This window comes from Psychromonas sp. (assembly GCF_047632995.1).
Taxonomy (GTDB): domain Bacteria; phylum Pseudomonadota; class Gammaproteobacteria; order Enterobacterales; family Psychromonadaceae; genus Psychromonas.
Genome location: NZ_JBLIEK010000005.1, coordinates 24766 through 37165 on the forward strand (window position 1 = coordinate 24766; position 12400 = coordinate 37165).

The following is a 12400-nucleotide window of genomic DNA, read 5'->3' on the forward strand; positions in this document are numbered from 1 at the left end:
TATATTTAAAAGAATAATTATTAAATAATATTACTTCCCATGAGCCACAATCCACTTTTTCAATTCTGTAAGATCATTTTTATAGTGTGATTTAATTAACTCAAGCCAATCATCAATATTATCCCACCATGCAGGCAGTTGCGGTGATTGCATCTTTTGTGCTAATTCCTGAATACGTTTTAATCCCACAGAGCCTGCTGCGCCCTTTATTTTATGCGCTTCGCTGACAATGCCATCCTGATTTTTTGCAATCATATTAGAGTCTAGTACCTGCAGATAATCCGGCATCAGTTTTTCAAACAAAGCAACATTACCCAGCATGACCGAGGTTGGTAAAAAATCTAATAACTCAGTTAACATTACCTCATCAAATAGCAATTCCGGTTTATCGGCAGGGTTACAGGGCAACGGCAGCGCACTTTTATCGACCGGTTCTGCAGATAAAAACAACCTTTTGATCATGCTGTTGAATGATTCCCCCCGCAGCGGTTTGCCTAACGCATCATCCATACCCTGATCAATAAATTGCTGTTTGTCTGCAAAGACATTCGCGGTAAGCGCAACAATAGGGGGCAAATTTGAGCCATATGTTTCACGTAACTTTTTAGTTACCTGATAGCCATTCATATCCGGAAGCTGGATGTCCATTAATATCAATTGATATTGTTTATTTGCCACTTTTTGCAGCGCTTGTTCGCCGTTTATTGCGCTATCAACCTGGTGGCCTAATTTTTCTAGCAATGATTTTGCAACAATAATATTTAGCTCGATATCTTCAACTAATAAAATAGAGAGTGACGGCAGGTTTGACGATAGCGCTTTTTGTTGAGGCTCTTTGTTAGAATATTGGACGGGAATAGATAATTTAAAAACACTCCCTTTGCCCACTTCACTGTTTACAGTGAGTTCCCCTCCCATCACCTGGACTATTTGTGATGAAACAGCTAAACCTATTCCCGTTCCGGTTGCATCTGTATTGCCTTTAACCTGGTAATACATGGCAAAAATTTTATCCTGTTGATCTTCGGGAATACCGATACCGGAATCTTTTATCTCAAAGCAAAGTGTTGCTTGCAAGTCGTTTTCATATTCACAGAAACAACTGATACTCACGCTGCCTTGCTGGGTAAATTTTACGGCATTACTCACCAAGTTCCACAAAACCTGACGTAAACGGGTATCATCGGCAGATATATAGTGAGGAAGCAGACTGTTTTGCACAAAGCGTAATGTTAACCCTTTCTGCTCTGTTTGGATAAACGCCAAGCTTTTTAAATCACTCATAAAATCAAATAGATCAATATCATTACTGACTAAATGTAAGCGGCGACGATCAAGCTTATCTAAATCAACAATATCATTAAAGATATTGCCTAAGGTGATTGCGCTGATATGGATGGTTTTCATAAGCTTAATTTGCTCGCGACTAAGCGGCTCATCTAAGAGCATACGGCTTAAACCGACGATACCATTTAACGGGGTACGCAATTCATGACTGATCGTTGAAATAAATGTCGTTTTATCTCGACTGGCTTTCTCTAAAAACTCTTGATGCTTTTTACGCTCGGTAAGATCTCTCCCAAAACCAATAATACCTACGCATTTTTTATGGCTGTTATACAGCGGTAATGCACGCACTTCGAAATAAGCTTGCCGGCCATTTGGATAATGTAACCAATGCCCATGAATCTGCTCTTGCAGCGTATCTTGAACTTTCTGATCGCGGGCAACAACTTTCTTAGCATAGAATTCAGGATAGATATCGAAAGGGGTTAAACCAATCAATTGCTTTTCTGTTTTTCCAGTTAAAAGCTCCATCGCTTTATTACAACTGATAAAACAGCCTTTAAGATCTCGATGAAAAAACAAGTCCGGGGAAGTATCTAAAAATGAGCGCAATAAAATGGCAGACTGTTCAAGCTGAGATTGGCTTTTTTGACGTTCTATAATCTCTCGTTCAAGCGCGACTGTTTTTTGTTGATCCTTTTTCAAAAGAATCTGCAGTCTGGCGACCGTATGGCCAAGGCGCTCCCGCGCCTCTTCTAAATCCCCCACCACCACTGTCAGAAAATAAACAGCCCAAGGCGTTATCAATAAACCTAGAATAAATGATCGCGAAACAACGACAATATCCAGCGGCTCATTAAAATAATATGCCAGTAATATTTGTAATAATGAGTCAGCACTGATAATTGCAAAGGCAAGAATAAGGCTGAAGCGAAATGCACCCAATCGCTTTAATAAAGCCACATAATAATGAACCCATGTTTTCAAATTAAATATATTCACAGCGTCCTCTGTTATACCTACACTAGCGAAAATGCAGACTTTAACTCAGTAGATAAAAATTGATTTATTGTAATCATAAATCGCTTTGACATATTGAATTTATTCGCAATTTTAAAGCTTAAATTGCAAAAACAGGTTATTCCCCCCAAAACCCGGCTATTTGACTGATAATTGTACAATTTTACTGATTGCAAACAATCCTTTTCATTTCATGGTTTTTAAATTTTTATAAGCAGTCTATAATGCAACGCTTAAATTATTAATACATGATTAATAATGTTTAAGGGAGTTTTTCCTAATGGCAATGCCAGATATCGCAAATAACGTACAAGCTCAAACAGAAGGCAAACTTGACCGAGTTGGTATGAGTAATATCGAGTTACCCTTAATGGTTCAAACTGATGATGGTGCGCCACAACAAGTTAGTGCGAGTGCGGAAATATTTGTTAATCTGGGCGATGCAAAAGCGAAAGGTATCCACATGTCTCGCTTGTATTTGCAACTGGATCAACTTTCCACAGAATCTGAATTAACACCGGCAACATTAAGCACCCTGCTACACGGTTTTATTGAAAGTCATAGTGACCTGAGTCAGCAAGCTTTTGTTAAGTTTGCCTTTGATTATCACCTGCGCCGTAAATCTTTAATCAGCGAAAAGCGTGGTTGGAAAGCTTATCCCGTTATCATTATTGGTCAACTTATAAATAGCAAACTTGAGTTTGAACTGCAGGTGAATGTTCCTTATTCATCAACTTGCCCCTGCTCTGCGGCCTTAGCGCGTCAACTGATTCAACGTGAGTTCGCTCAACAATACTCGCAACAGACACAAGTTGCTAAAGACGAAATTCTACATTGGTTAGGCTCTACACAAGGGATTGTTGCAACACCGCACAGTCAGCGCAGTGTGGTTGAGGTTAAAGTAAAATTAAATCAATCAAACCAATGCTTCCCACTTATTGAGCTTATAGATTTAATTGAAAAGACCTTAAAGACACCGGTACAGGCAGCCGTCAAACGTGAGGATGAGCAAGAATTTGCACGCTTAAATGGTCAAAATCTGATGTTTTGTGAAGATGCAGCACGGCACTTACAGTGCGCACTTAAACAACAAGTGAAATTTGAGGATTTTTGGCTGCGCGTTAATCACTATGAAAGCTTACATGCGCACGATGCAGTATCAATTACGACTAAAGGTATTCAAGACGGCTATTGCGCATAATAATCAAACCGATATTTTAACCAAAAAAGAGGGAGCTATTAGCTCCCTCTTTTTTTGTCATAAATTATCATTTAACTATTAATGAACACTGATCATATTTCGTCCAGACGTTGTCGCGTTATGTAATGCGGTATTTGCTTCAACCATTAACATTTTCATCGAATTCATATCGCTTGGGAATATACTTGATAAACCGATACTCATAGTAACAACATCACTTACCCCAGAGTGATGATGCTCCGTAGCAGACTTTATTACCGCTTTATGTAAATCTTCAGCGACTTTCAATGCCCCAGTTGCATTGCCACCTTTATTTAATATTATAAATTTTTCGCCTTCAATATGGGAGACAAAACAGTCATACTTTTCACATATCCGCTGTAACTCACAAGCAACAATAATCAACACATCTTCACTCGCGGGTGTGCCATAGTGATCAACATATGCCTGAAAGAAATCAATCTCGCACATAAGCATAGAAAGTAACTCTTTCTCATCCTGACTTTCTTGCCAAAGTTTCACAAAATTATGATGGAAACAACTGCGATCAGCAATGTCCATATCCTGCATAACCTGTTTTAAATCAGACACTACAGGTTGAAGCGTTTCTTTTGTCTGAATTGTTTTTTCTTCTGGAGCAATCTTTGCTTCCGCTGTTACGCTATTTTGCTCAGTTGCAACACTGTTTTCTGCAGCTCTATCTGAATTGTTCAGAGAAAAATTTCCACAGACTTGATTTCGACCTGATACTTTTGCATCGTGCAGCGCACTGTCTGCAACTTTCATCAACAATTTCATCGAAGTAGGGTAAATACTTGATACTCCGATACTTAAAGTCACTATTTTACTGACACTTGAATATTTATGCTCAGTACGTGCTGATTCCACAGCCTGACGCAGAGACTCCGCAACTTCTAATGTTTTTTGCTGATCACCACCTTTCATCAAAATGGCAAACTCTTCATTTTTATAACGCGCTAAAAAACAGCCGTTTTTTTCACACATATTCTTTAAAGCGAGGCCAACCACAAGTAACATAAACGATGCCCCTTGGTGCCCATAGTTATCATTGTAAGCTTTAAAGAAGTCTATCTCGCACATAAGTACAGATAACAATTCATTCTCATCACTTGCCTCTTGCCAAAACTGTGAATATTTATTGTCAAATGCACGACGATCTGCAATATTCATCTGTGACATTACCTGCTCAAAAGCAGATGTTTCAGCACTGACACTCTCTTCAGGTTGTTTATATTTCGCCATATCAACAACACCTTTGGAATCACCTTCGTGGTTTTCCAGCTCAAAATCTAATGTATCAGAGCTAATCTTGTCTTCTGTTTGGTTGTATTGCGCCATAAGTAATTCCTTTAGAGTATCTGTCTTATTAAGCTGCTCAGGTTGAGTCATTTCAAAGCGAGCGTTCCATCATTTGCTACACACTTATCTTAATCTATGCAATTAAAGTGCCTAAGTGCAATTAAAGTGTCTATTTACATATTACTATTCAACTAAGGTGATGATCTTCTTTGCCCGAGAGTAATATTCAGTTTTATCTGATATTTCCGATGGATTTTCATTTGTCATTCTGTTGAGTGTAAACCTTAAACAGTTATTGTTCACAATATATTTGCTTTTAGATAAGCGTAACTTGCTAATGTTCACAGTTTAACCATATTAACATTATGATTCGCTCAGTTAAAACAAAAAATCACCACGATTTAGCACTGTTTTTCTTTTTTTATAACTGCCTCAAGATAGCCAGTCCGCGTGGAAATGCACCATTTTTAAAAACCAGCAGTGATAGCTATTTAACGATGCGGGGAAACAGAAAACTGCCGTTGATATTACACGGCAAAAAATAGGTGGGGTTAGATTGAGCGAGAGGAAACGGCTGTTTCCATCGCAGGTGTTAATAAGACCAAATCCAATAATTATCTATTCATTTATACTTGTTAAAATAAAGCAGCGAATTAATGGAATTGGTATAACAATTAATGCACGCAAATTTGATCTCGTCCAGACTCTTTTGCATCATACAAAGCTCTATCAGCTTCAGCTAATAACGTTTTCATGGAATTTAATTCACTTGGAAAGAGGCTGGATAAGCCCATGCTCATTGTAAGGATCGTATTTACTGAAGAGTAGAGATGCTCTATATGTGACTTTTCAATTGCTTGGCGTATATTTTCAGCGACTTTTAGCGCTTTGGTTGCATTGCCCCCCTTAATTAATACGACGAATTCTTCACCACCATAACGTCCCACAAAACAGTCAGATTTCTCACATACATCCTGTAAGGCATTAGCCACACACTGCAGCGCTTGATCGCCTTTTTGATGCCCATAATTGTCATTATAATATTTGAAAAAATCAATATCACACATAACCAGGGATAATAATTCTTGTTCCTCACAAGCTTCTTGCCACAGTTTGGCAAACTGGAGATCAAAGGCGCGACGATTTGCAATACCGGTCAATTCATCATTCAGCATCTTAACCTCGAAATCAGATGCTTCCGAACTTAATTTCTCCTCAGTTTGTTTACGTAATGAGATATCACGCGCCATAATCACAATACCTTGATAATCGCTTTCAGGATCTTCAAAGGGGGTTTTATGCACTTCGTACCAAATCTTTTTCCCCTCAGAGAATATCAATTCGTCAAATATCAGTGGTTCGCCAGATTCAAGCACCGCATTATTTTGACGCTCAGCCCAATCTGCACGATCTGACGGCAAAAGGTCACTCTGCAATTGCCCGACTATATCTTCTGGATTTGCGCCCATTAATTTAGCGAACGCATTATTAGCACCAATCACGCGCCCTGCCTTATCAACTAAACCGATAGCATCAATACTCGCTGAAAAGACAGTGCTTAACAATACATTCTGTTTTGATAAGGCTTTTTCTGTCTTTTTACGTTGCAAGTTTTCATCTTTTAACTTTTCATTCAAATTATATAAAGCAGTAATATCGTTATCGATAGTTAAGATTGCAAATATAGCGCCGTCGTTATTATACAGAGGTAGCTTAACGATATTTATTAACCCTAATTCACCATTTTTTTGCTGAATCCACTCTTGCGTATTAAATCTTTCCCCCGTCCAGACAAGCGCTTCCTGCTGTTTTTCTTTGTTAATAATATCAATTGATACAAGATCTCGAATCCGGCGCCCAGTCGCATGAGCCACAGTCGTGTTATTGGCGCTAGCCCATGACTTATTACAGCCTATAATGGTGCCCTTCGGTGATTTAAATGCTATCTGTTCAGGAATTGAATCAAGCACTTTACGCAATAACTCCCGCTCTTCTGTTAATTTCTGCTCAGCTTGTAATAATGCGGTAATATCCTTTAAGTAACAGAACCAAGCGGTTTTTCGCTGATAATGAACTCTTTTTGCTGACAGTTCAATATCATGAAAACTATCATCAACCAACAAACGCAGCTGCTTATCTTCAATTATAATTTGATGGCTTGCTTTATTAATAAAACGCGACAGTAAAAGCTGATTTTCCGCATCCTCAAACAGATATCTATTTTTATTTTTTTTAAATGGGAATAATGATTTAACTTCATCATTAAGATAATAAATAACGCTCCCATCTAATGAAAAAATGGCTAAGGGATAAGGGGATGAATCTAATATTTTTTTAAATTGCAGATCTTTTTTACGTATTGAACGTCTAAACATAAATAATAAAAAAACAACACAGACAATAAGCAGCATCTTTGCCGCCATATCGCTTGAAATACCCCAAACAGGGTTCGCAGATTTTGCGATCGAGGATGCAATATCACTCGGCATTTTTTGCAGTTGATTTCCCCAATGTATCCAATCGAGCACTGTATCTTGATCTTGGGATGTATAAACAAACAGTTCATTACTAGCTGCATCAAACGAGCTTTTATCAAAGAACAAAGACAAGCCCCTATCTAATAAATTGGCGCTTTGTTGCTCTCCATTGAATAATACCAAGGTATCAATCTTTCCAGAGTAAAGATCCAAAAGCAGCTCTAATAAACCGGGATATTCTTTATAAGCGAGAGTAGTCGTTGCCGCCCAAAGTGGTAACTGCTGTGCTTCTGCTAATAAACCGCCGACAATCATGTGCGTTCTTTTATCGATAAAGGAAGATTGAACAATAGAACGACGCGCAGGCAAATAATAAAAATCACTTTTTATCGCAAATAACGATGATTTTTTAAGGGCTTCTAGCTTTTTTGAATCATCTGGCAACGCACTATAAACAGCCGGTTTATTGTCACTTAACAATTGTGAGAGATCTTCGTCTAGATGCAGATAATATTGAACGCGAATACCTGTTTGAGATGACCACTGTTGCCAGTAATCAACAAGTAAACCTTGTGCATTTTGAGCTGAGTTAAAACCGGAATAGGGAAAGTTCTGCTCAAGATAAACATTAAGTTGAGTAGGTTTTGTGGATTCGTTTAACGCCCCAAAAACAGGCGTTAACGGAGAGAATAAATGAAGAAATAAAAGCAATTTAAATAATTTAAGCATCATAATATCTATTTTAAATATGAGTCATAGTTACTTATTCTAGCGCACTGCTTGATTAAAGATAATGATTATTCTTTTTTAAATAGATGGAACTTGCTGATAAACACAGATTTGATTTTTACCTGATTTTTTTGCAGTGAGTAAAGCACTTCTAGCTTCTGTTAATAATGACTCCATTGTACTCGGGTAGATGCTTGCGACTCCAATACTTGCTGTAATGCTGCTCGTTAGCGCGGAGGAGTTATAATCTATTCCCAAATTTTCAATAATTTTTCGCATATTTTCAGCAATCGGATACACCTTGTGCGCATTACAGCCTTTCATTAACACAACAAAGAGTTCGTCACTATGGTGTGCAACAAAACAATCTAGTTTTTCACATGCCTTCTGTAAGACACGAGTAACACTTTGCAGTGCTTGCTCACTTTTTTGATCCCCATAGTTATCATCACTATTTTTAAAGGGATCAATCTCACAGATCAATACCGATAATAACAGCTGTTCATCACAAGCTTCTTGCCAAAGTTTAATAAGTTGAAGATCAAAGGCGTTACGATTAGCAATAGGGGGTAATTGCTCATGTTCTATATTTATCGCAAAGTCAGATTCTTTCACTATCTGTTTTTGTTCTATTTGATTCCGTATGCTGATGTCTTGAGCCATTATAGCAAACCCGCCGCAATCACTTTCACTATCCTTGAATGGCGTTTTGTGCACCTCATAGCAAATGCTTTTGCCTTCAGATAAAAACGATAATTCAAATGTAATTGGATCAACTGATTCCAGACGTTCTTTATCTTGATGCGCAAGTTTACTGCCCGCATCTGATGATAGAGGATCACTTTCCAGTTGATTAATAAGCCCCTCGGGATTTGCATTCAGCAATTGAGTAAACTCATTATTTGCAACAATAACGTGCCCATCATGATCTAGTAAGGCAATTGGATCAGCTGTTACTGAAAATATTGTATTTAGTAAAAAATTGCGCATAAATAATGCTTTTTCAAACTGTTTACAGCGTAATTTTTTCCCCTGTAGCAGTTCTTTTGCAGCTGATAACTTTTCCTCGGTAGCAGTTAATCGAGCTTCAGCTACAGTAAGATTTTTCTCCTCTACGATTAATTTTTCATCTGAAAATCGTGATTTTTTTTCTTCAATCGCTAATTTACGCTCTGTAACCGTTAATTTATCCTCTGCAACTGATAACTTTTCATCTGAAAGTCTTAACTCTTTTTCTGCAATGACGAACTGACTTTCTGTCAATGTTAACTTATCTTCTGTTGTAGTTAGCGTCCCCGCGGTTACCGCTAACGTTTTCTCTATTTTCAGCTCTACGGTAATATCTTTTAAGTAACATAACCAGGCAGTATGACGTTTGTAATGAATTCTTTTTACTGCTATCGCTATATCTTGAAATCCATTGTCAATAGGTAAACGAATATGCGCATCTTCAATAGCCGTTAGATGACTTACATTCTTAAAAAGATTAGATATTAAAATTTGATGTTTGGCATCGATAAATGAATAGCGGTTTTCTCTACTTTTGAATGGAAATGATGATTTCGCTTGCTCATTTAGAAAATAAATCACAGTACCATCCAATGAAAGAATAACTAAAGGGTAAGGTGATGAGTAGAAAATATTTTCAAATTGTTTATCTTTTCGGCGAGTTATACGACGGACAAGAGTAAATAAGAGAATAAAACAAACCGTAATCTGCATGGTTACTGCCGTAGCTTCAGATACGGTCCAAATAGGATTAGCCATTTTTTCAATCAATAACGCGCTTTGAGCAGGAAGCATTTCAAGCTGAGTTCCCCACTTAACCCAATTTAAAACGGATTTTTGCACTTGTGAGGTATAAACAAACAGCTCGTTATTAGAAGAGCCCAATGAAGTACTATCAAACAGCAAAGATAATGCCCATTCTAATGAATTTTGCTGATCTTGATCACCACTAAATAAAACTAAAGCATCAATATTTCCCGAATAAATATCAAGCAGAATATCCAATAAACTAGAATATTCCCTATAAATAATATTGGTTGCTGTTGAAAAAATCGGTAACTGTTGGGCGCCAGGTAATAAACCACCAACAATAATGGTTAACTTTTGATCAACAAGCGAAGATTTAACTTTAGAGCTACTTGTTGAAAAATAATAAAATTGACTGTTCAATGCAAATAAAGGCAATTTATTGAGATTTTCTAAATTTTCAGTTTTTTCCAATAAACCGCTATAAACAGCGGGCTGGTTAGTGCTTAGTAATTGAGACAGTTGTTCTTTATGGTAAGGATGAAATTTAACGGAAATGCCAGTTTCCGCAGACCACAGCTGCCAATAATCAAAAAATAAACCTTCGCCATTTTGCTGCGCATCAAAACCAGAATAAGGAGGGTTTTGTTCAATATAAACATTAAGTTGAACAGGCTTTGTTGATTCATTTAAATTTGCGAAAACAGGGTTTAAACAAAATAATAAAGACAAAACTGAAAACAGTTTAAGCATAAGAGCACCTATTAAAAAAGGGTACATGCAAGTAAATTAGAGCTCTGGATAGCGATGGTAAAAATAGAAAACCATTGGTTTTGCTTAACCGAAAAATCTTATTTAATTGTACGTTAACGTAGGCTATCCTGGCTTATGGCTTATCTGGAAATGTTTTCACATGATAGCAGAGGCACACACTATCATGTTTTAATCACGTTATCACATTGAATTTATCACGCAGTAGTCAATTATAAAGCGCTACCTTGTCCGCCAAATTGTTGCATTAATTTGCCCATTCTATTTTGCACTGGCCAGCGTTTTTCACACCACAATGGAGAAAGTAACTGCTCAATCTTAGCGGTTGCAGATATACGGTGAAAAACAACATCGCTTGGGGTGCGGCGAATTAAATCAACTGCCGCCTGGCTATATTCCTCTAAAGATAATGTAGTTAAACGCCCTGCTTGCCAAGATTTTTCCATTATAGCGCCGCGCACAACATGTAGCGGATGGAGTTTTAAACCATCAACGCCCGTTTCAATCACCTGCTTTAAGGTTTCTTGGTAATCACTCTGTGTTTCATGTGGCAAACCGAGTATTAGGTGTGTACATACTTTTATACCGCGTGCGCGTGCCTTGAGACAAACCGATTGGTACTGCGCAAAGCCATGACCGCGATTAATGCGTTTAAGTGTTTTATCATTGGCCGATTGCAACCCTAACTCTAACCACACTTCATAACCACGCAGTAGATAATTGCTTAATAAATTTAATACCTCATCAGAAACACAATCAGGACGCGTGCCGATACAGATTCCAACAATATTATTATTAGCGGTTGCTTGTTCATAAAGTGAACTCAATTGTGCGATTTCTGAGTAGGTACTAGTGTAAGCTTGAAAGTAAGCGAGATATTTTTTGGCTTTATGGGAAACTTCTTCGGCGCGCAGCATGAGTTGATTTTTTATACTTTGTGTGGCTTGGTTTTCATCGGCAAAGGCGGCCACATTACAAAACGTACAGCCCCCTTTACCTAAGGTACCATCTCGATTCGGACAGCTAAAATCACCATGTAAAGTGAGCTTGTGCACCTTTTCACCATAACGTTTTTTTAAATCGGCACCAAGTGTATTAACAAAATCTGTTAGCTGCATTAAATTTCCAAAATAATAAAAAAGCCGCTCTACAGCGGCCTTGATTTACACTTTTAAGCTAGGTTCACTTAAAATGCAAAGGTAAAGTCAGCCCACGCTTCGCCATCGTTATTAATGTGCGCCGACAGTGCAATTTCTTTAGCGAGCTGATAACCAACATCGGCGGTTGCATTTAACTCTTTAATCTCAATGCCTTTCATAGCATACGTGTAGCTTGGTGTGACACCAAACCAAAAAGCACGATTAACTGAATAACGTACAGCAGCATCAACTTCAATATAGGTTGTGGTCTCAATAGAGTCACTCCACATCATACCAAGATTCATTGATGGGTAGATTTTAATGTGTTTGTCTTCTAATGTAAGTTTTTTTAACGCGCCAATAGAAGCCTTATCATATTCATCTCCCCAAGTTGTATTTAAAGAGAAACCTGTATCGTTACGGGTATTAAATATGAAATAATTAACATTGTAATAGTCCAAATCATGCATTGCTTCAAGAGTAAGCTGATGCTTAAATTGGCCACCTAAATAACCACCCAAAGCAGCATAAAGATCCACCCCTTCGGTGCCCGCACCTAATCCTGCTTTGGAATAAACGGCAGTTGGATCGCTAAAATCCACCCAATTACGGTTAGAATCTTGCGCTGCAACAGAGTGAGCAGCAGAAACTGATAATAATGAAATACTGAATAATTTAACGACTTTAGCTTTTAACATTTT

Annotated in this window: 7 protein-coding genes; 1 reads left to right on the top strand and 6 read right to left on the bottom strand. The window is 37.7% G+C overall.

The annotated features are described in order from the left end of the window. Positions 1–30 precede the first annotated feature (30 nt). Positions 31–2289, bottom strand: a complete 2259-nt coding sequence (arcB, locus tag ACJAT7_RS01935) for an aerobic respiration two-component sensor histidine kinase ArcB (RefSeq protein WP_415225110.1) — start codon at positions 2287–2289, stop codon at positions 31–33. 298 nt (positions 2290–2587) lie between these two features. Between arcB and folE2 the strand changes: the two genes are divergently transcribed. Continuing rightward, the gene (gene folE2 / locus ACJAT7_RS01940; RefSeq protein WP_415225111.1) at positions 2588–3508 is read left to right on the top strand and encodes a GTP cyclohydrolase FolE2; all 921 of its coding nucleotides are present in this window, start codon (positions 2588–2590) and stop codon (positions 3506–3508) included. Between the two features lie 78 nt (positions 3509–3586). Here folE2 and ACJAT7_RS01945 read toward each other — a convergent pair whose 3' ends face one another. The 5 genes from ACJAT7_RS01945 to ACJAT7_RS01965 all read right to left on the bottom strand — a co-directional run bounded on the left by ACJAT7_RS01945 (position 3587) and on the right by ACJAT7_RS01965 (position 12397). Beyond that, positions 3587–4867, bottom strand: a complete 1281-nt coding sequence (locus ACJAT7_RS01945; protein ID WP_415225112.1) for a diguanylate cyclase domain-containing protein — start codon at positions 4865–4867, stop codon at positions 3587–3589. A 635-nt stretch (positions 4868–5502) separates the two neighbouring features. After that, positions 5503–8037, bottom strand: coding sequence for a diguanylate cyclase (locus ACJAT7_RS01950; protein ID WP_415225113.1), 2535 nt, complete (start codon positions 8035–8037; stop codon positions 5503–5505). Between the two features lie 75 nt (positions 8038–8112). Next, on the bottom strand, positions 8113–10542 hold the full coding sequence (locus ACJAT7_RS01955; RefSeq protein ID WP_415225114.1) for a diguanylate cyclase domain-containing protein: 2430 nt from the start codon (positions 10540–10542) through the stop codon (positions 8113–8115). Between the two features lie 230 nt (positions 10543–10772). Continuing rightward, the gene (locus ACJAT7_RS01960) at positions 10773–11678 is read right to left on the bottom strand and encodes a TIGR01212 family radical SAM protein (protein WP_415225115.1); all 906 of its coding nucleotides are present in this window, start codon (positions 11676–11678) and stop codon (positions 10773–10775) included. A 68-nt stretch (positions 11679–11746) separates the two neighbouring features. Next, positions 11747–12397 (bottom strand): hypothetical protein, encoded by a 651-nt coding sequence (locus tag ACJAT7_RS01965; protein WP_415225116.1) that lies wholly within the window; start codon positions 12395–12397, stop codon positions 11747–11749. Positions 12398–12400 lie beyond the last annotated feature (3 nt).